The organism is Streptomyces sp. NPDC002537 (assembly GCF_053594975.1).
In genome coordinates this window covers 1-25,040 of record NZ_JBSFWT010000061.1, presented here as the reverse complement: position 1 = coordinate 25,040, position 25,040 = coordinate 1, and the positions used below count along the sequence as shown (strand labels likewise).

General features: G+C 71.9%; 22 protein-coding genes and 1 pseudogene. 18 read left to right on the top strand and 5 right to left on the bottom strand.

Annotated features, from left to right (window positions below; translation table 11 throughout):
• Positions 1-2 precede the first annotated feature (2 nt).
• From ACWD4A_RS24750 to ACWD4A_RS24740, 3 genes are read left to right on the top strand one after another with little or no spacing between them, the layout of a single operon-like run.
• Positions 3-1,331 (top strand): LLM class flavin-dependent oxidoreductase, encoded by a 1,329-nt coding sequence (locus ACWD4A_RS24750; protein ID WP_451197266.1) that lies wholly within the window; start codon positions 3-5, stop codon positions 1,329-1,331.
• Positions 1,328-1,549, top strand: coding sequence for a hypothetical protein (locus ACWD4A_RS24745; RefSeq protein WP_451197265.1), 222 nt, complete (start codon positions 1,328-1,330; stop codon positions 1,547-1,549). Before ACWD4A_RS24750 ends, ACWD4A_RS24745 begins: the two co-directional genes overlap by 4 nt.
• Entirely contained in the window at positions 1,542-2,990 is a 1,449-nt protein-coding gene (locus tag ACWD4A_RS24740) for an amidase (RefSeq protein WP_451197263.1), read from the top strand. Before ACWD4A_RS24745 ends, ACWD4A_RS24740 begins: the two co-directional genes overlap by 8 nt.
• 33 nt (positions 2,991-3,023) lie before the next feature.
• Here the strand turns inward: ACWD4A_RS24740 and ACWD4A_RS24735 are convergent, their stop codons facing one another.
• On the bottom strand, positions 3,024-4,859 hold the full coding sequence (locus tag ACWD4A_RS24735) for a M28 family peptidase (protein WP_451197262.1): 1,836 nt from the start codon (positions 4,857-4,859) through the stop codon (positions 3,024-3,026).
• Positions 4,860-5,138: 279 nt separating this feature from the next.
• Between ACWD4A_RS24735 and ACWD4A_RS24730 the strand changes: the two genes are divergently transcribed.
• Entirely contained in the window at positions 5,139-5,423 is a 285-nt protein-coding gene (locus ACWD4A_RS24730) for a PqqD family protein (protein WP_451197261.1), read from the top strand.
• Positions 5,424-5,640: 217 nt separating this feature from the next.
• On the opposite strand, the gene clpX is transcribed toward ACWD4A_RS24730, so the two are convergent.
• Positions 5,641-6,921, bottom strand: coding sequence for an ATP-dependent Clp protease ATP-binding subunit ClpX (gene clpX, locus ACWD4A_RS24725; RefSeq protein ID WP_451197259.1), 1,281 nt, complete (start codon positions 6,919-6,921; stop codon positions 5,641-5,643).
• Positions 6,922-7,118: 197 nt separating this feature from the next.
• Between clpX and eno the strand changes: the two genes are divergently transcribed.
• The 12 genes from eno (at position 7,119) to ACWD4A_RS24665 (ending at position 19,146) form a co-directional block, all read left to right on the top strand.
• Entirely contained in the window at positions 7,119-8,399 is a 1,281-nt protein-coding gene (gene eno / locus ACWD4A_RS24720) for a phosphopyruvate hydratase (RefSeq protein ID WP_451197258.1), read from the top strand.
• A 118-nt stretch (positions 8,400-8,517) separates the two neighbouring features.
• On the top strand, positions 8,518-9,582 hold the full coding sequence (locus tag ACWD4A_RS24715) for an aminotransferase class I/II-fold pyridoxal phosphate-dependent enzyme (protein WP_451197256.1): 1,065 nt from the start codon (positions 8,518-8,520) through the stop codon (positions 9,580-9,582).
• A 444-nt stretch (positions 9,583-10,026) separates the two neighbouring features.
• Positions 10,027-10,275, top strand: coding sequence for a hypothetical protein (locus tag ACWD4A_RS24710; RefSeq protein ID WP_451197255.1), 249 nt, complete (start codon positions 10,027-10,029; stop codon positions 10,273-10,275).
• Complete coding sequence (locus tag ACWD4A_RS24705; RefSeq protein ID WP_451197254.1) at positions 10,272-10,886, top strand: transposase; 615 nt, start codon at positions 10,272-10,274, stop codon at positions 10,884-10,886. The genes ACWD4A_RS24710 and ACWD4A_RS24705 overlap by 4 nt, the downstream gene beginning before the upstream one ends.
• Before the next feature lie 116 nt (positions 10,887-11,002).
• The gene (locus ACWD4A_RS24700; protein WP_451197253.1) at positions 11,003-11,998 is read left to right on the top strand and encodes an alkaline phosphatase family protein; all 996 of its coding nucleotides are present in this window, start codon (positions 11,003-11,005) and stop codon (positions 11,996-11,998) included.
• Between the two features lie 89 nt (positions 11,999-12,087).
• A complete protein-coding gene (locus ACWD4A_RS24695) occupies positions 12,088-12,873 on the top strand; it encodes a hypothetical protein (protein WP_451197251.1) in 786 nt (261 codons plus the stop codon).
• A 664-nt stretch (positions 12,874-13,537) separates the two neighbouring features.
• Entirely contained in the window at positions 13,538-14,728 is a 1,191-nt protein-coding gene (locus ACWD4A_RS24690) for a M16 family metallopeptidase (RefSeq protein WP_451197249.1), read from the top strand.
• Positions 14,725-15,555, top strand: a complete 831-nt coding sequence (locus ACWD4A_RS24685; RefSeq protein ID WP_451197247.1) for a hypothetical protein — start codon at positions 14,725-14,727, stop codon at positions 15,553-15,555. The genes ACWD4A_RS24690 and ACWD4A_RS24685 overlap by 4 nt, the downstream gene beginning before the upstream one ends.
• Positions 15,548-16,615: a nucleotidyltransferase family protein gene (locus tag ACWD4A_RS24680; RefSeq protein WP_451197245.1), complete on the top strand. Its 1,068-nt coding sequence runs from the start codon at positions 15,548-15,550 to the stop codon at positions 16,613-16,615. The genes ACWD4A_RS24685 and ACWD4A_RS24680 overlap by 8 nt, the downstream gene beginning before the upstream one ends.
• Complete coding sequence (locus ACWD4A_RS24675; RefSeq protein ID WP_451197243.1) at positions 16,612-17,574, top strand: ATP-binding cassette domain-containing protein; 963 nt, start codon at positions 16,612-16,614, stop codon at positions 17,572-17,574. The genes ACWD4A_RS24680 and ACWD4A_RS24675 overlap by 4 nt, the downstream gene beginning before the upstream one ends.
• The gene (locus ACWD4A_RS24670; RefSeq protein WP_451197241.1) at positions 17,571-18,338 is read left to right on the top strand and encodes an ABC transporter permease; all 768 of its coding nucleotides are present in this window, start codon (positions 17,571-17,573) and stop codon (positions 18,336-18,338) included. The genes ACWD4A_RS24675 and ACWD4A_RS24670 overlap by 4 nt, the downstream gene beginning before the upstream one ends.
• 10 nt (positions 18,339-18,348) lie before the next feature.
• Positions 18,349-19,146: an ABC transporter permease gene (locus ACWD4A_RS24665; RefSeq protein ID WP_451197239.1), complete on the top strand. Its 798-nt coding sequence runs from the start codon at positions 18,349-18,351 to the stop codon at positions 19,144-19,146.
• Between the two features lie 82 nt (positions 19,147-19,228).
• Here the strand turns inward: ACWD4A_RS24665 and ACWD4A_RS24660 are convergent, their stop codons facing one another.
• Both ACWD4A_RS24660 and ACWD4A_RS24655 read right to left on the bottom strand, forming a co-directional pair.
• Complete coding sequence (locus ACWD4A_RS24660) at positions 19,229-20,545, bottom strand: helix-turn-helix domain-containing protein (RefSeq protein ID WP_451197238.1); 1,317 nt, start codon at positions 20,543-20,545, stop codon at positions 19,229-19,231.
• A gap of 436 nt (positions 20,546-20,981) precedes the next feature.
• Complete coding sequence (locus ACWD4A_RS24655) at positions 20,982-21,554, bottom strand: RICIN domain-containing protein (RefSeq protein WP_451197237.1); 573 nt, start codon at positions 21,552-21,554, stop codon at positions 20,982-20,984.
• A gap of 404 nt (positions 21,555-21,958) precedes the next feature.
• On the opposite strand from ACWD4A_RS24655, the gene ACWD4A_RS24650 reads away from it, so the two are divergent.
• Positions 21,959-24,010, top strand: a complete 2,052-nt coding sequence (locus ACWD4A_RS24650; protein WP_451197236.1) for a prolyl oligopeptidase family serine peptidase — start codon at positions 21,959-21,961, stop codon at positions 24,008-24,010.
• A gap of 82 nt (positions 24,011-24,092) precedes the next feature.
• Complete coding sequence (locus ACWD4A_RS24645; RefSeq protein WP_451197235.1) at positions 24,093-24,596, top strand: Rieske 2Fe-2S domain-containing protein; 504 nt, start codon at positions 24,093-24,095, stop codon at positions 24,594-24,596.
• Between the two features lie 10 nt (positions 24,597-24,606).
• Here ACWD4A_RS24645 and ACWD4A_RS24640 read toward each other — a convergent pair.
• Positions 24,607-24,978 (bottom strand): annotated as a pseudogene (locus tag ACWD4A_RS24640) (isochorismatase family protein); the annotation flags it as partial.
• Between the last annotated feature and the right edge of the window lie 62 nt (positions 24,979-25,040).

The following is a 25,040-nucleotide window of genomic DNA, read 5'->3' as shown; positions in this document are numbered from 1 at the left end:
CGTTGACCCGACACCCCCACCACATGCGGCTCGGGGCCTTCCTGTACCCGACCGGCTACCACGTGGCGGCATGGCGCCACCCCGAGGTGCCCGCCGACGCGGGCGTGAACTTCGCGCACTACGCCGAGCTGGCCCGGACCGCGGAACGCGGCACCCTGGACTTCCTCTTCCTGCCGGACAGTTCGGCGATGCGCGGTGCCGACATGCCGGTGCTCAGCCGCGCCGCCATCCGGTACGTGGCCCAGTTCGAACCACTCACCCTGCTGGGCGCGCTGGCCGCGGTCACCGAGCGGATCGGACTGACCGCCACGGTCTCCTCCACCTACAACGAGCCTTACCGCACGGCCCGGATGATCGCCTCGCTGGATCACATCAGCCGGGGCCGGGCCGGCTGGAACCTGGTGACCTCCCAGAACCCCTACGAGGCCCACAACTTCGGCCTTCCCGAACACCCCGGGCACGACGCCCGCTACCGCCGGGCGCGCGAGTTCGCCGAGGTGGTCAAGGGGCTGTGGGACACGTGGAGCGACGACGCCTGGGTGCGGGACAAGGAGTCCGGCCGGTTCTTCGACCCGGAGCGGGTCCGTCCCCTGGAGCACCGCGGGGAGCACTTCTCGGTGCGCGGGCCGCTGAACCTGCCGCGCAGTCCGCAGGGGCACCCGGTGACGTTGCAGGCGGGCTCCTCGGAGCCCGGCCGCGACCTGGCCGCCGCCACCGCCGACGTGGTGTTCACCGCGCAGCACGACAAGGACGACGTACGTGCCTTCACCGAGGACGTACGGGCGCGCGCCGGCAAGAACGGCCGCGACCCGCACTCCGTACAGGTGCTGGCCGGTGTCCTCCCCTTCGTCGGCCGTACGCGGGCCGAGGCCGAGGAGAAGGCGGAGCGGCTGCAGGACCTGATCGATCCTGAGGTGGGACTCGCCCTGCTGACCAGCGAACTGGGCCACGTCGACCTCTCCGGCTGCGACCTGGACGGGCCGCTGCCGGAGCTGCCGGACTCCAACTCGGGCCGGAGCAGGCGGGATCTGCTGGTGCGCATGGCGGCCGACGAGGGGCTCAGCATCCGGCAGCTCTACAAGCGGGTGGCCGGCTCCCGGGGGCACCGGCAGGTGGTGGGCACGGCCGAGTCCGTCGCCGACGAGCTGGCGGACTGGTTCGAGAGCGGGGCGGTCGACGGCTTCATCGTCATGCCGCCGTCCCTGCCCGACGGCCTGGACGACTTCGTCGGCCTGGTCGTGCCCGAGCTGCGGCGCCGCGGGCTGTTCCGGACCGCGTACGAGGGCACGACGCTCCGCGACCACCTGGGACTGGGAAGGCCGGGCCGGTGAACGAGCGGGAACGGCGGGACGAGGAGACCCTCGCGGCCGAGTTCGACCGGGTGGCACAGCACGCCCGGCTGACCGTTCCGGCGGAGTGGCGGGCCGGGACCGTCGCCTCCTACGCGGAGCTCAGGGCGTTCACCGACCTGCTGCGCGCACCGGGCCGGCCTCCCGGGCACGAACCTTCCGCCGTCTATCGCGTCGCCGTGGAGGACGACCATGCCTGAACCAGGCGAGCTGCACGAACTGTCCGTCGCCGAGGCCGGTGTGCTGCTCCGTTCGGGCGCGCTGAGCTCCACCGAGCTGACCCGGCACACGCTGGCGCGGATCGCCGCGGTGAACCCGGTACTGCACGCCTTCGTGACCGTCTCCGAGGAGCGGGCGCTCAAGGACGCCGACCGCGCCGACCACGAACTGGCGGCCGGGCTCGACCGCGGCCCGCTGCACGGCATCCCCTACGCCCTCAAGGACATCTTCGACACCCGGGGCATCCGCACCACCAGCCACTCCCGGCTGATGGCGGAGCATGTGCCGGACGAGGACGCCGAGGTCGAGACCCGGCTGCGGGCCGGCGGCGCGGTCCTCGTCGGCAAGCTGGCCACGCACGAGTTCGCGCTCGGCGGCCCGAGCCCCGAACTGCCCTTTCCGCCCGCCCGCAACCCCTGGCACACCGACCACTTCACCGGCGCCTCGTCGACGGGCGCGGGCGCGGCCGTGGCGGCGGGGCTGGTCCGGGTCGCGATCGGCTCCGACACCAGCGGGTCGGTGCGCGGCCCGGCCTGCCACTGCGGCACCGTGGGCCTGAAACCCACCTACGGCCTGGTGTCCCGGCGGGGCGCCTTCCCGCTGTCGTACGCGCTCGACCACATCGGCCCGCTCGGCTGGACCGTGCAGGACACCGCGCTCGCCACCCAGGTCATCGCCGGGTACGACCCGCGCGACCCGGGCAGCGTACGGCGTCCGGTGCCGGATCTGACGGCAGGGCTCGGACACGGCGTGCGGGGGCTGCGCGTCGCCTACTCGCCCTGCTGGTTCCGGGACGACCCGGTGACCTCGCCGGAGGTCACGGCGGCCATCGAGCGGGTGCTGGCGGAGCTGGCCGGGCGCGGGGCCACGGTCCACGAGGTGGAGCCACCGCCGTACCGGCGGTTCAACGCGTGCGGGCGGGTCATCATGGCCGCCGAGGCGTACGCCGTGCACGAGGCCGACCTGCGGGAGCGGCCCGGCTCCTACGGCCGCTACACCTACCAGCGGATCGCGCCCGCGGCCGGGCTGACCGCGGCCGACCTGGTGCAGGCGTACCGGCTGCGGCAGGAGCTGGCGGACGAGGTGCGCCGCACGGTCTTCGACCGGTACGACGTGTGGGTGACCGCGACCGGACTCGCCCCGCCGCCCCGGCTGGACGCCTTCCCGCTCGACTGGCCGCCGCCTCGCGAGCTGTCCGCGATGCAGACCATCCCCTTCAACGTCACCGGCCACCCGGCTCTCGCCCTGCCCGTCGGCCTGTCCATGACCGGACTGCCGCTGGGCATGCAGATCGCGGGCCGCCCCTTCGACGAGGCGACGGTGCTGCGGGTGGGCGCGGCGGTGGAGGCGATCACCCGGCACCCGGAACACAGACCGGCCGCCTTCGCCGCGCAGGCGGCGACGGTGGGACGAGAGGGCTGAGCCGGCCGGCCCGGGGCCGGGCGAGGGGCAGGGTCAGGACTCCGTCACCCAGCCCGACTCCAGGAGGGCGTCGAAGAGTCGGGCCGTGGTGGCGGGGTCCAGGGGGCGGCGCAGGCCGTACGACGTGTCGGTGACGATCTGCTCGCGGTCCCGGGTGCCGTCGGCGCGGATGGCGAGGTTGAACAGCACCGACAGATGGTGCTTGTCCTCGGCGATCATCCCCCCGAGCACGGCGCGCGTGGCGGGCGGTAGTTCGCCGAGCATGGCCCGCAGGTTGAGCGGACCTTGCCAGCGCCGGTGCACCGGCAGGCCGGCCGCGGCCGAACCCGCCGAGGCGAGCTCGCCCGCCTCGGCCACCGGCGCCCCGGCCGCCAGCGCCCGCAGGGCCGTGTTCCGGCGCGCCACGTGACCGACGAGGCCGCGGGCCCAGCCGTCGTCCGCGCCGCCGGCGTTTCGGACCACGCGGGACGCCGCCTCCTGTTCGCGCCGGCACCAGCGTTCCACCACGGCGGTCCGCGCGACCGGATCCGGGCCGTCCGAGGCGAGCAGGTGGGCCAGGGCCGCACCGGCCGCGCAGGAGCGCGTCATCTCCACAGGAGACACCTTGTCCGGGGAATCACCGGCCGAGTGGTTGAAGCGGTCGGCCGGGTGGCAGAACTGGACGGCCGGCCGGTCCACCGAGGGGTCGGCGTACAGCGCGTGGTCGGAGAAGCCGAGGAACGGGGACGGCTGCCAGGTACCGGGGCTGTCTGCGGTGGCCGCGAACACCTGCTCCACCACGTGCTCGGCCAGGGGCGCGAGCAGAGTCGGCGTGGTCTCCGGAGGCCGCTCGACGACGAACGGCGAGCGGCACAGCGCCTGGTCCTCGCCGACCATGTCCAGGTTGATCAGCGCCTCCGGCAGACCACCGCCGCCCGGCCGGGAACGGCCGTGCAGCACCGCCGCGTTGCCGAGGAACTCGGCGCCCCAGAAGAACCGGATCGAGCGCCGGGTGCCGTACCGGGCATCGGCGCGCCGGATCCGGGCCAGGGTCGCGGCGATGCCGAGCAGCGCGGCGACCCCGGACGCGTTGTCGTTGGCGCCGGGGCGCGGATGGCACAGGTGGCCGGTGAGCCAGATCTCCCCCGCGTCGTCGTCGCCCGGCAGCACCCCGCTCACCAGGGGCATGGCGGCGCTCCGGTCCACGGTGACCTCGGCGCGCGCGACCGCGCCCCGGTCCGCGGCGGCGCAGGCGCGCCGGAACATCGCGGGGGTAAGGCTGAAGCCGAACAGGGTGCTGTGGGGAGGAAGTTCGATGCGGCCGGCATGCGGTGCGGTCTCCGTGCCCTTCCACGGCGCGTCCGTGACAAGACCGAGCGCGCCCGCGGCGGTCAGTTCGGTCAGCAGCGAGCCTCGCACGAAGGCCGCCCGGTCCACCACCGCGATCGACCCGGCCACGGCGGCGCCGACCGGATCGTCGCCGCGGACCGGGACCAGCGGGGCGACGACGCCGCCCTCCGGGGTGGCGGCGGAGTGGGTCGCCACGGTGAAGGGCTGCTCGTCGTGGTCCGTGTGCAGCACCACCGGAGCATCCGTGCCGGGTCCGGCGTGCACGGTCAGGCGGGCGCCGAGCGGGGTCCAGGAGACCGGCGCGCGAAAGGTCCACCACTGAGGCTCGCCGTCGGCGGGGAAGCGCTCCACGCCCACGTCGTCCAGCCCGGCCGCCTCGGCGGCCTCGGCCACGAGCTGTGCGGCACGCTCCAGACCGAGCGAGGCCTGGTAACGGTCGTGGGCGCTCACCCGGGCGACGTGGTCCATGACGTCGTCGATGCGCACGGTGCGGAGGATCCGCCGGACCAGGGAATCGTCAAGTATGCGGGAATCGCCCATGGGAAACGCTCCGGAAGACGGCCGGGTTGCCTGTGCTCCCATCTATACAGAGCCCGACCGCGGCTGGGCAATCGCGAATCCGTCTCACGTCGTGCCCTGTTCCCGCGCGGGCGGCGGAGCCTGGGCGCCCCGCCAGAACGCCTGTTGACCTGCGAGAACGCCAACCCGGCCGGGTGGTTCGGCATTTCACTGTCTCACGTGGACCTTGACGCGGTCGCCGAACGGACAGTTGCATTCCCCATGCCGCAAACTCTGTCGACCGACGTGGAGATTTTACTGATGGGGGATACGGAATTGCAGCCGGACAACGTGGTGCGCCGTCGGCTGGAGGCCCGTGCGCGCAAGTACCGCGGCAAGCTGTACGTAGCCGTGCGGGACCAGGCACTGGAGCTGGACGAGATCGCGCAGGCCGTCTTCCGCCGCGTCGACGGCACCGCGACGCTGCGCGAGATCGCGGCCGGGTTCGCCGAGGAGTACGGGGTGCCGGTGGACGAAGCGACCACCGACACCGTGGACTTCGCCGCGCAGTTGCTCGGACACGGAGTGGTGGAGGTCGTCGCATGACCGAGGTCGCGCGCGGTGACCGTTCCGGAGACGCGGGCCGGTCCGTGCGCCGGAGGCATGGCCCCCGTCCGCGCCGGACGCCTTCCCCCGTACGGCACAGGCCGACGGGCGGGCCCGGGTGACGCGCTCCCCCGGTCCCGTCCGTCGGCCATGTCCGTGACGGGTGGGCCACGCCCCGGCCCACCCGTCACCCGGCCCACCCGTCACCCGGTCGTCGTCACCCGGCGATCACCGAGGCGTCCCGGTGGGTCAGCAGCGGTTCCTCGCCCTTCAGGACGGTGCGCTCGGTCACGGTCACCCGCACCACGTCCTCCAACGACGGCACGTCGTACATCACCGACATCAGCGCCTCGTCGAGAATGGCCCGCAGCCCGCGCGCGCCGGTGCCCCGGGTGATCGCCTGGTCGGCCACCGCCTCCAGCGCCCCCTGCTCGATGACCAGCTCGACGCCGTCCAGCTGGAACAGCCTGCGGTACTGGCGCACCAGGGCGTTCTTCGGCTCGGTGAGGATCCGCAGCAGGGCCTCCCGGTCGAGCTGGGCGACCGAGGTGATCATCGGCAGCCGCCCGATCAGCTCGGGGATCATCCCGAACTTCACCAGGTCCTCGGGCGTCACCTGGTCGAAGAGGTCGTCCGCCGCGACGTCCTGCCGGGACCGGACGCTGCCGCCGAAGCCGATGCCCTTGGCCCCGGTCCGCGCCTCGATGACCCTCTCCAGGCCCGGGAAGGCGCCGCCGACGATGAAGAGGATGTGCGAGGTGTCGAGCTGAATGCCCTCCTGGGCGGTGCGGCTGCGGCTCCCCGCGACCGCGCCGGTCCCCCGCCCCGTCGGGGTGACGGTCACCACCGAGCCCTCGAGCACCTTCAGCAGCGCCTGTTGCACGCCCTCGCCGGAGACATCACGTGAGACGGCCGGGCCGTCGCCCCGACGGGCGATCTTGTCGATCTCGTCGATGTAGATGATGCCGGTCTCCGCCCTGCGCGGATCGTGGTCGGCGGCCTGGATCAGCTTCATCAGCATCGCGTCCACGTCCTCGCCCGTGTACCCCGCCTCGGTGAGACCGGTGGCGTCGGCGATGGCGAAGGGGACGTCGAGAATCCGGGCCAGCGTCTGGGTGAGCAGGGTCTTGCCCGAGCCGGTGGGCCCCAGCAGCAGGATGTTGGACTTGGCCAGCTCGACATCGTCGTCGCCCGCTGCCGCACCCCGCACCCTCTTGTAGTGGTTGTACACGGCGACGGAAAGCGACTTCTTGGCCCGCTCCTGACCCACCACATAAGTGTCCAGGAATGCCCGTATCTCACGTGGCTTCGGAAGGCCGACGGCGAGAAGTCCGTCGGGGCCCTCATTTCTGGCTTCCGCGACCACTTCCGCGCACAGGTCGACACAGCCGTCACAGATGTGCACGCCCGGTCCCGACACAATCTTCAAGACTTCCTCTTGTCTCTTCTCGCAGAACGAGCAGGCGGGTTGAGAGCGGCGGAGACCGACAGCCGTCATTTGGTGAACTCCTTCGAACGGTTGGCAAAAGGCTCGGATGCGCACGGAACTCGCCCAACCCCCGAGTGGCGCAGGTCAACTGCGCGGCATCCCGCTCAATCGGCGCTGTCGGGTTGCGAATGGTGAGACGTCAGTCGCACGACTGGCAGAACTCTGGCAGGATGGCGCCGAGTTAATCAATGCCTTCGAGGAGTCACATGACCGCGATATCCCGAGTCATAGCCCGTGAAATCGTCGACAGCCGCGGCAACCCGACCGTCGAGGTCGACGTCGCCCTTGAGGACGGTTCATTCGGCCGGGCCGCGGTACCGTCGGGCGCCTCGACCGGCGCCAACGAAGCCGTCGAACTGCGCGACGGCGACAGCTCCCGGTTCCACGGCAAGGGCGTGCGCAAAGCCGTCGACGCGGTCAACGGACCCATCGCCGAGGCGCTGCGCGGCCTCGACGCCGAGGACCAGTCCCTCGTCGACGAGACGATGATCAAGCTGGACGCCACGGAGAACAAGGGCGCGCTGGGCGCCAACGCGATACTCGGCGTCTCGCTCGCCACGGTGAAGGCCGCCGCCGCGGCCCACCGGCTCCCGCTGTACCGCTACGTCGGCGGCGTCGGCGCCCGCACCCTGCCGGTACCGATGATGAACATCGTCAACGGCGGCGCCCACGCCGACAACCCGATCGACTTCCAGGAGTTCATGATCGCGCCGGTCGGGGCGGCGAGCTTCGCCGAGGCCGTGCGGATGGGCTCCGAGGTCTTCCACACCCTACGCAAGGCACTGTCCGAGGCCGGCCACAACACCAACGTCGGGGACGAGGGCGGCTTCGCGCCCAACCTGCGCTCCGCCGACGAGGCCCTCGGCTTCGTGGTCCGCGCGATCGAGCAGAGCGGCTACGCCCCCGGCGAGGACATCGTCCTCGTACTCGACCCGGCCACCTCCGAGTTCTTCCGCGACGGGGTCTACGACTACGCCGGCGAGGGCGTCAAGCGCTCGGTCGAGGAGCACATCGCCTACCTCACCGAACTCGTCTCCCGCTACCCGATCGCCTCCATCGAGGACGCGATGGCCGAGGACGACATCGAAGGGTGGAAGCGGGTCACCGCCGAGCTGGGCGGCAGGATCCAGCTCACCGGCGACGACGTCTTCTGCACCGACGTCGAGCGGCTGAAGGACGGCATCCGCGACGGCTACGCCAACTCGATCCTGGTCAAGGTCAACCAGATCGGCTCACTCACCGAGACCCTCACCACCGTGGAGACCGCGCACAAGGCCGGGTACACCGCGGTGATGTCGCACCGGTCCGGCGAGACCGAGGACACCACGATCGCCGACCTGGCGGTGGCCACCAACTGCGGCCAGATCAAGACCGGTTCGCTGTCCCGCTCGGACCGCACGGCCAAGTACAACCAGCTCATCCGGATCGAGGAGGAGCTCGGTTCGCAGGCCGTCTACCCGGGCAGCAGCGTCCTGCGCGTGCGCTGACGCCGGCACACCGCCATCACGACCGGCCTCCGGGGCGGGCGCCCACCGCGCCCGCCCCGTGCCGCACCCGCACGCACCCCGCACCCCGCACCCCGCACCGGAAGGCGATTCCCGCTCCATGTCCCTCGCCATCGGCTCGTACGAGAAGCTCCGCGACCTGTCCGACGGGTCGGACCTGCTCAACCTCGCCTGGACCCAGGACGAACGGGAGCTGCTGAGCGCGGACGTCATGGCGGTCGTGGCGGAGGAGCTGACCGCCGAGGTGGCCGAGGCGCTGCCCTACGCCGGCGACTACATGGTCAAGGACCCCTACGGCGAGGGCGCCTTCGGCCCGGCGGTCGCCGAGTTCCTCGGCCGGCCCGGCTGGACCGCCTCGGTGACGTGCGGCGCCGGTGTCGGACCGCTGCTGCACGGCCTGAGCCTGCTGTCCGCGGGCGGTACGACAGAGGTCGTGACCGACGTCTACCCCGACTACCCGCACTGGGTGGCCAGGGCCGGCGGCCGGTGCGTGCCGTTCGGCTCCGGAACACCCGGCGACGTCCTGCTGCTGGAGCGGCCCGCACTCGCCGACGACCGCTTCGCCGGTCTCGACGCGGTGCGCGAGCTGTGCGCGGGGGCGGCGGACCGTGGCGCGGTGGTGCTGGTCGACGAGTCCAACGCCAACTACTGCCCCGCGGAGTTCAGCGCCGCGAACCTCGCCGCGGAGCTGCCCAACCTGATCGTGGTGCGCGGACTGTCCAAGGCCTACGGCCTCGGCGGGGTGCGGCTCGGCTACTGCGTGGCGTCCGCCGCCCTGACCGGGACGGTGCGCGGCGCGGTGGCCCCGCTGGGTGCGTCCTCGCTGTCACTGCGCATCGGGCGGCGTGTCCTCGGACTCGGTGACGTGACCTCCGGGCTGCGGGCCGGGATCACGAGGAACAAGCCGTACGTACGGGACCTCCTGGCGGCCGCCGGGGTACCGGAGCCGGTCGCCGCGGCGGACGGGCTGCCCTACGTGCTCTTCCCCGAGAAGCCGCAGGAGGCCGTGGAGCTTCTCGCGTCCCGTGGCGTCCAGGGCAAAGTGCAGCCGGTGTGGTCATCCCGGACCGGCGCCCTCACCTCGGTCGGCCGGCTCAGTGTGCCGCTGACGGCCCACCGCCTGACCGAACTGGAGTCACGCCTGAGCCGGGCGGCGGCACGCTGACGGCCCACTGCCCATGGGGCCTGCTCGGGCTGCTCGCGGCTGCCCGCGGTGGCGCCGAGCGCCATGGTGCTCGTGGACTCCCACACCGTTCGTTGTCCGGCGCTCGGACAACAGCGGACAACAACGGACAACCGTTGACACTTGGGGTACGGGAAATCTAACTTTCAGGCGAGCGTTCAGTAACGGAGAACGATGTTCTGAACGCACTGGGAGTTTTTGAGGAGCCGCGTTCGTCGTGAGGTGACGTCCGCGGGTCTGCCGACCACTCGGGGAGGGCGGTCGCTCATGGCAGGGGACCGTCCTGAAGAAGCCGATCAACCGTGCCGAGAGCGTGCTGTCCGACCTGCTCGGCCTCTGGACGGAACCCATGAACACGCCGACGCCGCGCCGGGGTTGCCGAGGGTGACACGAGCCGATGGCCACAAACGCACAGGAGGACGACCGTTGGACCCCGCACGAATCCGCGAGCGGCTGCGCACGACGGCACCGCTCATCGACCAGGACAAGGACCGGCTGACCAGCCTGGACGCGGCCATCGGCGGGGCTTCCGGGCCTCTGTTCGGCAACTCCTTCAGAGCCCTGGGCAGGGCGTTCATCTCCCCCGGGCCCGAGGCCGACGTCCGCCGGCCGACGGCCTCGCCGACCGCCGCGCCGGCCCTCCGCGCCCTCGCGACCGCCCTGGAGACCAAGTGACCCGATACCCGCAGACGGTGTCCCCGCTGCGCCGCACAGCCGCTCCCGCACGCCTTTCCGGGGCGCCGGTGCCGCACCTCCCGACGCAGGCGACGACGCCCGGCGCCGGCCGCTTCGCCTGGCTCGCCCCGATGGCGCTGTGGCCACTGGCCCGCCCGCACCTGCCGCGTCCGGCAGTGCGTCCGCAAGGTGGCGGCACCCAACGCGCCGACGACGAGGCGACTTTCGCGGCGATCGTGTACGTCCTGGTGAGCGGGGTGCCCTGGCGGGCGCTCCCCAAGGCGTTCACCGCGTCCTGGCAGAACACCCACCGCCGTTTCACGCAGTGGAGCGAGGCCGGTCTGTGGGACCGCATCCGCGAGTCGTCCCGCCGGCTGCAGACACCGGACCACACCCGGCAATGGGCCGACATCATCGGCACGTTGGCCGAGGAGCGGCTCAACCGCACCGCACCCGCCACCACCGGCCGGACCCCGCAGGCGCCACAGCGCGACGAGGGCCTCAAGCCCGGCATCCGGCTGCACCAGCCGGGTGACCTCACGGTCCGCCTGTTCGGCCCGCCCCGTACCCCGGTCGGGGCACCGGGCCAGGCGCTGCGCCGGGCCCAGTGAACGCCGGCCCGAGCCGGTCCCGACCGGGCACACCCGGCGGAGAGGGTGGCCGGCCTCCGCTGAGCACCGCCCCGCCACTGTCCCTCACCGACTTCCGCGGCCGGCTGGACCGCGTGATGGCCGAGAACGCGGGACGGCACGTCGTCGTGCTCGCGCTCGACGGCGTCAACCTCGACGTGGCGCGGGCCTGTTGGCCGTCGGCCGATCTCCGGTCGATGCGCGCGGTCGCCCCGACCACGTCCTCCGCCTGCTGGCTCAGCTCCCTGACCGGCCTCACCGTCGCCGACCACGCGGTGCCGGGAGTCGTCTTCTCCGCGCCCTCGGGCGGCCCCGGGCTGGTCACCTTCCTCGACTACCACGGTGCGGACCTGACCCCGGCCGACGGCAACGTCTTCTCCGACGCCGCACGCCACGGCCGTAGGCCGCTCGCGGTGCTCGGCGACATGGAGCACTACGGCTCGGCCTGGCGCGACGCCCTGCTGGCGCACGCCCACCCGGTATCGGGCCACTCCTTCTACACCGAGGACGGCGCCTACCGCAGGCGACCGCCCGCCGAGGTGGCCGCCCGCGTCCGGACGGCGGTCGAGGAGACGCTCGCCCGGCACGGCACCCGGCCGCCCTGCCTCCTCTGGTGCTACGTGGAGATCGACCAGCACGTGCACCGCCACGGCTACGACGCTCACACCGTCGAAGTGCTCACCGCACTCGGCGAGTTCGCCGGCTCACTGGCCGCGCGGGGCATCGTGACGGTCGCCCACGCCGACCACGGCCTGGTGCCCACGGTGCACGACCCCGCCCTCGCGGACCTTCTCGATCGCATGGGACAGCGGCACGGGTTCACCATGGGCGGCGCCGGACGCATGCGCTGGCTGTATCCCGACCGGGACGGCGGCGCCGAGCTGTCCGCGCGACTGCGCGAGGTGCTGCCCGGCGACGTGCGGGTGCTGCCCGCGGACCGGGTCTTCCGGCCGGGCTCGGCCGCACGCGCCCGGGTCGGCGACGTCCTGCTCGTGGCCGAGGGGGAGAAGTTCCTCACCGACCCCGCCTACCGCTACGACCACGGTTCGTTCGCTCCCGAAGAGACCGACACCCCGTTCGCCGTATGGCGCTGACCGGACTGTGACAGCCCCGTCGAGTCCAATCACCCTGTCCCGCATGGCAGTCGAACGCTGCGGCTGGATCCGACCTGGGAGGTAGAGCGATGAGTACGAGCCTGACCGGCTGCCTGGAGGAGATGGATCGCTTGGGGCTCATACCGGCCGACTGCCTCGCAGTATGCTGCGTGGGCTCGGTCGCCCGCGGCTGGTCCAACGTGACCAGCGACTACGACTTCAACGTCATCTCCTCCACCCCGTGGACCGGCGAGAGTGCCCGTACCATCCCCGTGCCGCTGGAGCCCGGTGCCGTCCCCGCGGTCGTCCTGCACGTGGACGGGCGCCGCTGGGAGATCAAGTACTGGCTCGACAGCCAGGTCCAGCAGATGATCGACAAGGTCGGCTGGGAGCAGTTCGAGACGGGCAGTTCCACCGCCAAGGCACTGATCGACACCGAGGAGCTGTTCCTGGAGCGGCTGGGCACGTGTCTCACCCTCAGCGGAGCCGCCTGGGCCGAGAAGCGCCGGCGCCAGGTCGAGGAGTCCGCGTTCCGGGCCTTCGTGACCACCCGTTCGCTCACCGAGGCCGACTCCTCCATCGAGGACGCCGTCGGCCAGCTGGCCGACGGGGACTTCGACAGCGCGGTGCTGTCCGCCCGCAAGGCGCTCGGGCACACCGTGGACGCCCTGCTGGAGAGCGAGGGCAACTTCGGCTCGCGCACCCCGAAGTGGCGGGCCCGCCGGTTCCGCGAGGTGCGGCCCGAGGCGCTGTCCTTCGAGGAGTACTGGGCCCTGGAGACCATGCGGTCCTTCGACTCCGAGGAGCCCCAGGTCTGGGCGGGCCTCGTCATTCAGCGCTGCCGGGATCTCACCATGGAGGTCGATATCGCTTGACGGCCCATCGGGACGTCAAGCCGCTCGACCCCGCAGCGGGCCGGCCTCGCTCCGCATCCGCGTTCTCGCGTGTACGGCATCCACGATCAGCGGCGCCGGCGACGCGATCACCACGGCCGCCCTGCCCCTGGTAGCCGTCAACGTACTGCACGCCTCCAGCCTCCAGGCCGGTTTCCTGACCGCGGCCCGGTACGCCGCCTGCATCGCGGGCGGTTTCGCCCCACCCGCGCTCAAGTCCCCCTCCTCGAAAGCCATATTGACCTGCCGCACGCGTTCGTGGCGGAGCCGGTGCCGATGTCCGGGACCCACCCCGGGAAACCCGTGCGACCCCCGCGTTGTCCTTTCAAAGGCAAACGGACAACCCCTTGATCCACACCGACGGGGCAGGCGAGTATTTCTGTGCGGGGAAGAGGATTTCCCGGAATTCATCCCGGGCCGCTTTCCCGCCGGAGATTTCTGGAAAGGAGGTGTACTCATGCGTAACCACAAGGTGGGCCTCCGCCCGCGTCTGGACAAGATCAAGTCCGGCCGCTGAGCGAGCCGGAACAAATAAGTGAGATGCCGCCGCGGAGCCTGTGCGCGGCGGCATCTCTGCACTGTTGCCACTCCCCGCCTCAAGCCGCCGCATTCTCCGCACGGCGAGGAAATCCCACGAGGAAACCCGATGACACCTGCTGATCGGATACCGGTCGTCACATCGATCGACGACCGTCTGAAGACGACGAGTATCTGCCTGGGGGTCAGCTACGGCGCGCGTCACGATCCGCCCGGCCGCGGCGGACTCGCCCATGTGCTGGAGCACGTGCTGATGTCGGCGCCCCTCCCCGGAGTCGGGCCGCTCGTGCAGCATGTCGAGCGCCTGGGCGGCAACGCCAACGCGGAGACCGGAGTGCAGCAGATGCTCTTCCACGTCCAGGTGGACGCGCAGGACGCGGACGAGGTCGCGGACCTCCTGCTGCGCGCCGTGCTCGAGCCCGAACTGGACGCCGCGACCCTGGAGACAGAGCGGGCGGCCGTCCTCCAGGAGCTCGCGGCCGCGGCGGCGGACCCTATGGACACCGTCCAGGACGCGGTCCTCGCCGCGCTCTTCCCCGGCCACCCGCTGGGGCGCCCCGTCGGCGGAACGGCCGCCGAGATCACCGCCATGGACCTCGGAACCGTGCTGGACGGACACCGTACCGCCCTGCTCACCAGCCCGATGGCGCTCGCCGTGGTCGGCCCCCGGGTGCCCCGCGGCCTCGACCGGACCGTCGGCGCGGCAATGCCCGCCGAGGTGTCGTCCCGCCCTCATTTCCCCCTCGGACCGGTCGCGGCCACCGAGCCCGGCTGGCCCGACGAGTTCGCCTGGGTGATGGTGGCCGGCCGGTCCACCGGGCTGGCCGACAGCAACCGGCACCGCTACGCGGTGCTGGCCAACCTGATGGGCGCCCCCGCCTCCTCCATCCTCTACCGCGAACTCCGCGTCGCCGCAGGCCTCGCCTACTCCTTCCAGTCCTGGGAGGGCGGCTACGCGGAGGCCGGAGCCTGGCGCGTACTCATCGGCGTGGACAGCGGGAACGGCCCGGAAGCGGTCCGCATCGTGCTGCGGGTGCTCGACACACTGGCGACGGAGGGGCCTGACGACACGGACCTCGACGCGGCCCGCAGGCACACGCGGATGAGTGTGCTGCGCGACACGGAAAGCCCCTTGGAGCACGCGCGTCTGCTCGCATCACGGGCGCTCTTCCACCGGGGCGGCTGGGACCTGGACACCGAGCTGCGCGAGATCGCCGCCGTCACCCGGGACGACATCCGTCAGGCGGCCTCGTCGCTCAGGGCCGATCTCGTCACCGTGGTGCGTCCGGAGGCGCGGTGAACACCTCCACCGCGGCCTCACCTCGCTATCTCGCCGCCGCCGCCGAGGCGGGCCTCCTGCACCGGCTCGACGGCCACCCCTACGTGGTGGGAGAGACCCACGACCCCCTCCACGACCGGCGCCAGTTCCTCGTGGAGTACTGCGCGGAGGAACTCCTGGATGACGCCCGCGGGTTGGAGCAGGCGCTGGAGAACGCCGGTGGGCAGGCGCTCGGCACGGCGATCGTCACCGTACGCGTACCCGCCCGCATCCGGCTCCGGGAACCCTGGCGGCCGCATCTGACCTATCTGACCCATGCGGGCCCGCCGCCCCGGAGCGACGCCGAGCCGTCGCCGTTCACCGTCCGCCCGGCCGATGCGGAGACGGACACCCCGGCCATCGCCCACTGGCTGGCCAAGGCACTCGCCGATGGCAGCGCCGACCAAGGCGGCACGGCCGACCCCGCGGAAGTGGACCTGCTCGTACGCGAGTTCCTGGACGCACCCGACCGCTTCTCCTACGTCGCCTGCCGGGACGGCCGGCCGGTCGGCCACGCCACCCTGCTGTGCGACGCCCACGACCCGGTGACCGGCCGCGACCACGTCGAACTCGTCGACATTCTCGTCGACGAGACGGACGAGGCGCAGCGCACGGCCGTCAACGCCCTTACGGCCGCCGCGATCGCCCATGCCCACCGGGCGGCGCTCCCGCTGACCGGCCATGTCGTCCACCCCGCCCCGCACGTCGCCCCGGAACAGGGCGACCGGATCGTGGCCTCGCTCGTCGCGCGTGGCTGGGCGGTCGACCACGTCTTCTGGCAGCACCACTACGGCAAGGACGGTGTATGAGATGGACCTCGCGATGGTGTACGACGCCCTGGACGTGGCGGAGGAGCAGGGCCCCGGGCCGCTGCTCGCCGCCGCGCGCAAGGCGCACCACACCCTTCCCTACCTCGTCCTCTCCGCGCTGCACCGGGACGGCCACCCCATGAGCGAGGCGGCCCGCGGGACACTGGAGCGGGCCCTGCGGCGGGCACGCCACTACGAGGACGTGCTCGCCGGGATCACCGCCCAGGTGCCCGTACAGGTCATCAAGGGACCGCTGCTGGCACGGGCCTACCCCGACGGGCTGCTCCGCCCGCAAGGCGACCTGGACCTGGTGGCCGAGAGCGAGCCGGACCTGTGGCGGGCGGTCCGCCTGCTCATGACGGAACCCCCGCTGTACGTGGGGGTCTCCGTGCTGGGCGCTCCCGACCGCCATGTGGTGGTGACGCTGACCTGGCAGCCCGAGGACCCGCTGCTCGACCCCGAACTCCGCGTGGAGGTCGCCACGGCCGCGCTGGTGGGTGACGACGCCGCGGTGCCGATCCGGCCTCGCATGCCCGCCGACCCGTTGGCCTCGAACCTGCTGGCACTGGCCGAGGAACGGTTCCAGCGCCCCTTCCACCCGCGGGACGCCATCGACGTGCACCTGCTCGGCACGACCGAACCGGAATCGCCCGCCGAACTCGTCCCGGCCGTCATCGCGTACCGACTGGCGCCCGAAGTGCGTGAGCTTCTGGACTACACCGCACAACGACTGCCGCTGGGAAGCCTGTCCGGCACAGGTGCGGCTCTGGAGTCGGCCGAGGCGGCGGAACTGGCCCGCCGGGCCGCCCACCGGACGCCGCCCGACCAGGACACCGGAACCCGCGGAGCGCTCGCCTCGGGCCGCCCTCTCTACGGCATGCCGCTGCGTCACGCCGATGGACGGGCCCACTGGGACCGTGCACGCCTCCACCCCTTCCAGGACGACGCGCTGCTGCTCACCCCTGTCGGCGACTACCTCCTGGTGGCGGACGAGACGGTGACACAGGAGCGGTACGACGCGGCACTGCGGGAACTGGACCTGATCGGGGAGGCGCCGTGACAGCCGTGGTGACCCGTGCCTTGACACGCCGCTACGGGACAGGCCGGAAGCAGGACCCCGAAAGCGGCGTCCAGGCGCTGTCCGACGTGGATCTGACGGTCGAACGGGGTGAGATCTACGGGCTGCTGGGGCCGAACGGGGCCGGAAAGACGACCCTGTGCCGGATCCTCTCGACGATCCTGCTCCCCACATCGGGCACCGCCCACGTCATGGGCCACGACGTGGTCCGGGAGCCGGACCAGGTCAAGAGATCCATCGGCATCGTCTTCGGCGGGGACCGGGGGCTGTACGGACGGCTCACCGTTGCGGAGAACCTGCGCTTCTGGGCGGCGCTCTACGGGCTGCACGGCGGCGAGCTGCGGCGGCGCTCGGGTGAACTGCTGGAACGGATGGGGCTGGCGGACCGTGCCGACGACCGGGTGGACACGCTGTCCCGCGGCATGAAGCAACGCCTGCACCTCGCCCGTGGGCTGGTCGCGAACCCGCCCCTGCTCATCCTCGACGAACCTACGGTCGGCATGGACCCGGTGGCCGCGAAAGACTTCCGTGCCCTGATGGAAGGGCTGCGCGCGGACGGGCGGACCGTCGTGCTCACCACCCACGACATGGCCGAGGCGGAAGCCCTCTGCGACCGGGTGTCCCTCGTCGATCACGGCCGGATCGTCCTCACCGGGGCACCGGCCGAGGTCGGTGCCCTGATCTCCCGCTACGAACAGGTGCAGGCCGCCGCCGTCCCCGCCACAGTGGCGGCGGAAGTGGCGGACCTTCCCGGTGTCATCTCGGTCCGCACGATCGCGGACGGCCGCATCCACGTCGAGACGGAAGATGCGTCGGCCACCCGCGCGGTGCTGCGACGCCTGGTGGAAGCGAACGTGACGGACATCGTCACCGGCCGTCCCACCCTGGAAGAGGTCTATCTGCACGTCATCGGCGAACGGGGCATGGCGGTGGGGAGATGAGGCTGTTCCTCACCGCTGTCCGCTTCCAGCTCCGGCTGGCGCGGCAGTCACCGGACACCGTCCAGGTGTGCGTGACCGCGCCCCTGCTGACCGTGGTCTTCCTCGCGATCAGCGACAGCGCCGGGCGGGCGGACCTCTCGCCGTACGCCGTGGTGGCACCGACCCTCATGTCGCTGTGGCTCCTCGCGCTCTACACCGCCGGTGAACTCATCAACGAGGAGCGGGCGCTCGGCACCCTGGAGGGCCTGGTCGCCGCGCCCGCCCGGCTCGGGACCGTCGTGATGGGGCGGCTGTGCGCGGTCGGAGCCGTCGGAGTCGTGTCCTTCGCCGAGTCATGGCTCGCCGCGGGGCTGGTCTTCGACCGCTGGGTGGCGCTCCCCCATCCGGTCCTCACCGCCGCCTGCGTCCTGGCGACGGCCTGGGCGACGGCCGGCACCGCGAGCATCCTGTCCTCCCTGTTCGTCCTGATGCCCTCCGCGCGCATCGTCCAGAACACCCTCAGCTACCCGTTCTACCTGCTGGGCGGCGTCCTCGTGCCCGTCTCCGCGCTGCCCTCCTGGCTGCAGCCGGGGTCACGGGCGGTGTTCCTGTCCTGGTCCTCCGACCTGCTGCGCGACAGCCTGGCCCCGGCCGCCGTCCCCCACACGGAACTCCGGCTGGCGATGATCCTCGCCCTCGGCACGGCCGGATTCGGGCTGGGCCTCGTACTGCTGCGGCGGGTTCTCGACAGGGTGCGTCGGCTCGGCACGCTCTCCCAGACGTGAGGTGGGTCCTTTGCTCGTACAACCCGTACAGATCGTCAAGCACAGTGCGCTGAACGCCTTCGCCGACCTGCGCGCCATCTACACCTGGAAGACCTGGACCTTCGGCTGGCTCGGCCGGATGCTGGCGCAGGTCACGTTCTTCGTGATGCTGGGACGGCTGGTCGGTGGCCCGCAGCAGGCGGGCTACCTGGCCGCCGGCAACGCCCTGATGGCCTGCGCGATCGAGTCGCTGATCGTGATCGCGTCGACCAGCTGGGAACGCCGGGCGGGCACACTCCCGCTCCTCGCGGCCGCACCGGCGAACCCCACCTGGGTGTTCGTCGGCCGGAGCATCCACTGGCCGGTCAGCGGCACGGGGACCTCCCTGGTGGCGCTCTTCGCCCTCGGCCCCGCGTTCGGCCTGCGGTGGAGCGCCGGGCAGGTCCCGGTGGCCGTCTGCCTGGTGCTGCTCACCGCGGTGACCACCTACTTCGTGGGACTCTTCCTGGCCGCGCTCGTCCTGAACGCGGACGGCATGCGCAACGTCGTGTCCAACGCCGCCTATCTGGTCATGATGGCGGTGTGCGGGGTCCAGGTGCCGGTCGACTACTGGCCCGCCTGGGTCGGAGGGGTCGCCGAGTGCGTCCCGTTCACCCACCTTCTGCGGGCCCTGCGCTCCCTCCTCGACGGCAGCAGCCTGGCGACGGTCTGCGCGCAGGCGGCGGGAGGGCTGCTCGTGGGGCTGATCTGGCTCGGCGCGGCACACCTGGCGTTCGGATCCCTGCTGAAGCGGAGCCGGCGGACCGGGGCGATCGACTTCACGTCCTGAGCACCCGACGGCCCTCGGAGCACCATCCCGTCCTTCGAGGGCCGCACCGCGTCGGCAGGAGCTCGCCCGAGCGGCGCCCGGATCAGGCCGCTCCTTCCCGAAGCGGGCGGTACGCCGGGCCGGGCCCGCCCGCTTCCTCCTCGGTGCCTCGCGCCGCGGCCAGCTCCGCCGCATAGGCACCGAGAAGGGAGTCGCAGCGGTACCGGCCCGGAGCCGTCAGTTCCAGAAGGTTGTTCTGGTACAGGATTTCCGTCAGCCGCGTGGCAGCGGCCTTCGGCACCCCGAGCACACCCACCGCGTCCCGTACGGGCATGCCCGCCCCGGCGCGCGGCCCGATCAGCCGGAAGGCCCGTGCCGCGTCCTCCTCCAGCCGTCCGTACGACCAGGAGAACGCGGTGCGCACCGAAGCGGTCGTGTCGTCCGGGCAGTCCAGGAAATCCAGCAACGCCTCCGATTCGCCCAGCTCCCGGACCACTTCGTCGAGTTGTCTGGGAGGGAACCCCGAAAGCCGCTCGGCGGCGATGCGCAGGGCCAGCGGCAATCGGCCGCAGTGTTCGGCGAGCGCGGACACCATCCCGGGACGGGCATCCCGCAGCCCGGGACTGGCGGTCCTGGCCAGCAGGAGCGACGATTCGGTGCAGGAGAGGGGCCGCAGGGAGAGCCGTGCCGCGCCGTCCCGTGCCACCAGTCCGGCCATGCGACTGCGGCTGGTGACGAGCACCGCGCAGCCGGGTGACCCGGGCAGGAGCGTACGGACCTGGTCGGCGCTCGCCGCGTTGTCGAGGACGACGAGGACCGAGCGCCCGGAGAGCAGGCTCCGGTACAGCGCGGCCCGTTCCCGGGGGCCGGTGGGCTCCGACCCGTGCTCGACGCCCAAGGCGTGCAGACTGGCGGTGAGTGCCTCGTCCGGTCGGACGGTGGATCCGGCAGGCCCGTATGCCCCCAGATCGTGGAAGAGGACGCCGTCGGGGAAGGCCTCGGCGTTCCGGTGTGCCCACCTCAGCGCGAGCGCCGTCTTACCCACGCCGGGCATCCCGTCGATCAGCACCACGGGCACGGATCCCCGACGCGCGAGGTCCGGCCGCGCCGCGACCCCGTCGAGCTCGGCCATCTCCTCGTGCCGCCCGGTGAAGTGGGACGTGTCGGGAGGAAGCTGGAACGGCGGCCGGGACGTCCGGCGCGGGCGCCGCACGGTGCTGCCGACCCGATGGGCCGAGAGCAGCTCACCACGTGCCCCGAGGGCCTCGTCGCATCGACGGGCCAAGTCCTCCGAAGCCTGTTTGTCTCCCGATTCGATCCGGCTCAGATGCCCCTTGCTGTAGTGGATCAACTTCGACAGCTCGGAGAGGGACAGGCCCTGCTTCAGCCGAATTTCCCGCAGCGTCACTCCAAAAGCCATGTCCTGTACGCCCTGTTCCGCTCGCTGTTTGTGACAAGTTCCGTTGGGGTTCTGATCAATATTTCGGGATCGCCCGGCATGACCACCTCATGAGGTGAGGAAGATGCGGGCGTCGGAGCAGTTCAAAGCCGGCCCGTCTGCGGCCTTGGCGTTACACCGATTCCTTTTGCGCGGTGGGCTGCGATCAAACTTCGAGCAGATTTCCACACCCCGCTCACGTTTTACTGACGTCTCGCTGACGCTTCGCTCGGGGCCGCGAACGGGTTCGTGGCGCCGTGGCGGACGTAGTCGGCGGTGCGCTTCACGCCGTCCGAGGCAGTCGATGCGACAGCTCAACAACTCCCGCAAATCTGCCCGCTGTTCAGGGGAAAACGAAGGTCCATGCCAGGCTCAACGGGACAGAGGACCTGCAAGACGACCTGGCCCACGGGCCCGGTCAGAAGTCGCTGTCGAAGTACTGGCGGCTGTCGTCCTTGTCGCAGTCAACCGCGACGAGGTACTCCTGCTGCGCGCCGGAGGGGGCGGTCACACACAGTCCCGTGCCGACGTTCTGCCATACCTTCCAGTTGCCGGAGTCGCCCTGGAACTTGGCGGTGTGGTACGGGCGGAACTTCTGGTTCGAGGGCAGGTTGCCGGAATCGATGGAGTCATGACCGCCGAACGCCGACCACAGCTGCACCTTATGGGTGTTGACGTCGACATCCAGGACGGACACGGACTTTCCGGCACCACGCGACAGCGAGAAGGTGCCGTCGTCGTAGCGGTTGAAGACCCACATCTGGGACTCGTTCATAAACTTGCCCTGTGGCACGAACTGGCGGTACGTCCAGAGCTGCGCACCGTTCTCGTCGTTGCCGCCGGGAAGGTCGAGAACGCCCTTGGTCGCGAGGTTTTTGACCGTGAAGCTGGGGAAGGCCGTGGTCTCGGCCGAGGCGGGCGCGGCGGCCGTCATCAGGGCGGCAGCACAGGCGCTTCCGGCCAGCAGCAGCTTCTTGCACAGGGCGTTCACAGGCGGTTCCTCTCTCAAAGCGGGGCCCACGTCCGGTGGGAGGCTGAGCGGCGGTGCCGCGACGGACCGTGGCGACCCGGTCCAGTCATCGTGGGACAGGGTGATCAACAAGCGATCAACGGTCGATGGGTGTAACTCTCTGCCTCATGGGCTGTCTGAGCTGGGAAGATGCGAGGTTGTCCGCGATGGCGGGGCGTTGTCTCCTACGGTTGCGGCAGGACCGCCTCCGGCCCGCAGCAGTCGCTCAACGTGCCTACGAAAGTGCTGCCTTCCGGCTCGCCGCTGCCCGTGGCGACGGCATTTCTTCGGGGAGCATTGGCCCAGGCTGCCAGGCTGCCGGGGTGCCGGGGTGCCGGCCCGAAACCGTTCGCGGCCTCGGCGGCAGCCGTGTCAGGGTGCCCGCCATGGATCTCCCGGAATTCCCCCGCCGCTTCGTCCTCAGCCGTCGCTTCTCGCTCGGTGTCCCCGGCCGTTTCACCGTCTCCCCCGACGGCCTGCGGGTCCTGTTCACCCGCACGCGGGGCGGCCTGGACCCGACGGGTGAACTGTGGTTGTACGCGTCCGGGCGGGAGCGGCTGCTCGCGTCACCGGCGGTCGCGGACGCCGCGCTGCCGGAGGCGGAGCGTATCCGGCGGGAGCGGGCGCGCGAACGGTCCGAGGGCATCGTGTCGTACGCGGCCGACCGGGACGTCCGGCTCGCCGTGTACACCACCGGCGGTGTGCTGCACGCGGTCCGTACGGACGGCGGCGCGCCCTTCCCCCTGTCCACCGCCGGCCCGGCCGTGGACCCGCGCCCCTCCCCGGACGGCCGCCACGTCGCCTATGTGTCCGGCAGCGCGCTGCACGTGATGTCCCTGGACGGCGGGGAACTGCTGCGGGTCGCCCCGGAGGCGCCCGAGGTGACCTACGGTCTGGCGGAGCACGCGGCCGCCGAGTCGATGGGCAGGCAGCGCGGATACTGGTGGGCACCCGACGGCAGCGCCCTGCTCGTCGCCCGTGTCGACCCGACGCCCGTGCCGCTGCGGCATCTCGGCGACCCGGCCGACCCCGCGCGGCGGCCGCGCGCGTTCCGCTACCCGGCGGCGGGCGGCGCCAACGCGGAGGTCACCCTGTATGTGGTGGGGCTCGACGGACGGCGCACGGAAGTGGTGTGGGACCGCGCGGCCTTCGAGTACCTCACCACCGCGGACTGGGACGCGCACGGCCCCGTCATCGGGGTGCAGAGCCGTGACCAGCGGGTGCTACGCCTGCTGGCCGTCGACCCGGGCACCGGCGCGACCGCGCTGCTGCACGAGCGGCGGGACCCGGCCTGGGTGGAGCTCGTCCCCGGCACCCCGGCCCGCACGGCCTCCGGCACCCCGGTCGTCCCCTGGGAGCGCGACGACACCCGGGCGCTGCGGATCGGCGACTTCCGCACGCCGGACGGCCTCCAGGTCGACGAGGTGCTCGGCACGGACGGCGAGCGGGTGCTGTTCTCCGCCTGGGACGGCCTGTTCGAGCGTCATGTGTGGTCGTACGAGCCGGGGCACGGCCTCCGTCGGCTGAGCCGGGAACCGGGCGTGCACACGGCCGTGACGGGCGGCCCCACGGTGGTGCTGGACAGCCGTACCCCCGACGGGCACGCGGTGACCGTCCTGCACGACGGCGAGCCCGTCGGCTCCGTCGGCTCGCTGTCCGCCGATCCCCTGGTCGTCCCGCGCCCGGAGTTCCTGACGCTCGGTGAACGGGGCCTGCCCGGCACGCTCTTCCTCCCCTCCTGGCACGAGCCGGGGGCACGGAAACTGCCGGTGCTGCTGTGCCCGTACGCGGGGCCGGGCATGCGGCTGGCCGTACGGGCGCGCACCTGGACGGCGTGCGTGGCGCAGTGGTTCGCCGAGCAGGGCTTCGCCGTGCTGACCGTGGACGGCAGGGGAACGCCGGGGCGGGGTCCGGCGTGGGAGAAGGCCGTGCGCGGCGACCAGTTGACGCCCGTGCTGGAGGACCAGATCGACGGGTTGCGGGCGGCCGCGGCGCACTGCCCGGACCTGGACCCGGAGCGGGTGGGCATCCGGGGCTGGTCGTTCGGCGGCACGCTCGCGGCGGCCGCGGTGCTCAGACACCCGGACGTCTTCCACGCGGCGGTCTCGGGCGCGGCCCCGAGCGACCAGCGGCTGTACGACACGCACTGGAAGGAGCGGTTCCTCGGGCACCCGGACGAGGAACCGGGGAACTACGACCGCTCGTCGACGATCGGTGACGCGCCGCTGCTGCGCAGGCCACTGCTCCTGGCGCACGGCATGGCGGACGACAACGTGGCCGCGGCCCACACGCTGCGGATGTCCGCGGCGCTGCTGGCGGCGGGGCGGCCGCACACCGTCCTGCCGCTGGCGGGCGTCACGCACGCGGCGAACGGGGACGCGGCCGGGCAGTTGCTGCTTTTCGAGTTGGATTTCCTCAAAAACGCGCTGAACTGCTGAACGCGAGTGCCGCCTGGGCCGTATGACTCCAGTGAACCAGCGAGCGCAGAAGGAAGCACAAAGAAGCACAGAGGGAGCGAACATGACACACACGTCACCGGACCGGCTCGGTGTCGGCCGCCGTACCGTCGTCGCGGCCGCCGGGGCATCCGGCCTCGTGGCCGCGCTCGCGGCGTGCGGCTCGGGCGACAAGGGCGCGACGCCGCAGACATCACAGGCGCCCGAGCAGACGTCCGGCACCTCGGCGGCATCGGGCGCCCCGGAGACCTCGACCGCGCCGTCCGCCGCCGCGCCCGGGGGTGCGGGGCTGGCGAGGACCAGTGACATCCCGGAGGGCGGCGGAAAGGTCTTCGCGGACCGCAAGGTCGTGGTGACCCAGCCGGTGAAGGGCGAGTTCAAGGCGTTCTCGGCGGTCTGCACCCATCAGGGCTGTGTGGTCGGCGAGGTGCGGGACGGCACCATCAACTGCCCCTGCCACGGCAGCAGGTTCAGCGTGACGGACGGCAGCGTGCGGCACGGCCCGGCGCAGCGTCCACTGCCCGCGGAGCGGATCAGCGTGGAGGGCGGGACGATCCGGCTGGGCTGACCGGAGTCAGTCATTCCGGTGCGGGTGACTGCGGGCGGCGCCAGTCGCGCAGGAGGGCCTCGGTGGTGGTGAGGGTGGCGACGAGCGCGAGGGTGTGGCGGATCATCGCCACCGTGTAGTCGGCGGGCACTCCGGCGATGGCGTCGACGGGGACGACGGCGGTGTAGCCGAGGTTGACGGCGTCGAAGACGGTGTTGGGTATCGCGACGTTCGCCGAGACGCCGACGACCACGAGGGTGCGGCAACCGAGGTTGCGCAGCAGGGCGTCCAGGCCCGTACCGGCGAGGGGCGAGAGCCCGTGCAGCCGCCGGACGACGAGGTCCGCGTCGCCGACCGGGATCGGCTCGGCGACGCGGCCGGCCGGGCGGCCCGCGCGTTGGCGGCGAGATCGGGAGAGAACACGTGAGTAATCCCGTCAATAACTTTGTCATCGGGTATTTCTTG

Bases quoted from the DNA above. Each gene is read 5' to 3' on its own strand.
- ACWD4A_RS24645 (WP_451197235.1), top strand. From the start codon at position 24,093: ATGACACACACGTCACCGGACCGGCTCGGTGTCGGCCGCCGTACCGTC.
- ACWD4A_RS24740 (WP_451197263.1), top strand. From the start codon at position 1,542: ATGCCTGAACCAGGCGAGCTGCACGAACTGTCCGTCGCCGAGGCCGGT.
- clpX (WP_451197259.1), bottom strand. From the start codon at position 6,921: ATGACGGCTGTCGGTCTCCGCCGCTCTCAACCCGCCTGCTCGTTCTGC.
- eno (WP_451197258.1), top strand. From the start codon at position 7,119: ATGACCGCGATATCCCGAGTCATAGCCCGTGAAATCGTCGACAGCCGC.
- ACWD4A_RS24735 (WP_451197262.1), bottom strand. From the start codon at position 4,859: ATGGGCGATTCCCGCATACTTGACGATTCCCTGGTCCGGCGGATCCTC.
- ACWD4A_RS24700 (WP_451197253.1), top strand. From the start codon at position 11,003: ATGGCCGAGAACGCGGGACGGCACGTCGTCGTGCTCGCGCTCGACGGC.
- ACWD4A_RS24715 (WP_451197256.1), top strand. From the start codon at position 8,518: ATGTCCCTCGCCATCGGCTCGTACGAGAAGCTCCGCGACCTGTCCGAC.
- ACWD4A_RS24670 (WP_451197241.1), top strand. From the start codon at position 17,571: ATGAGGCTGTTCCTCACCGCTGTCCGCTTCCAGCTCCGGCTGGCGCGG.
- ACWD4A_RS24730 (WP_451197261.1), top strand. From the start codon at position 5,139: ATGGGGGATACGGAATTGCAGCCGGACAACGTGGTGCGCCGTCGGCTG.
- ACWD4A_RS24660 (WP_451197238.1), bottom strand. From the start codon at position 20,545: ATGGCTTTTGGAGTGACGCTGCGGGAAATTCGGCTGAAGCAGGGCCTG.
- ACWD4A_RS24695 (WP_451197251.1), top strand. From the start codon at position 12,088: ATGAGTACGAGCCTGACCGGCTGCCTGGAGGAGATGGATCGCTTGGGG.
- ACWD4A_RS24690 (WP_451197249.1), top strand. From the start codon at position 13,538: ATGACACCTGCTGATCGGATACCGGTCGTCACATCGATCGACGACCGT.
- ACWD4A_RS24650 (WP_451197236.1), top strand. From the start codon at position 21,959: ATGGATCTCCCGGAATTCCCCCGCCGCTTCGTCCTCAGCCGTCGCTTC.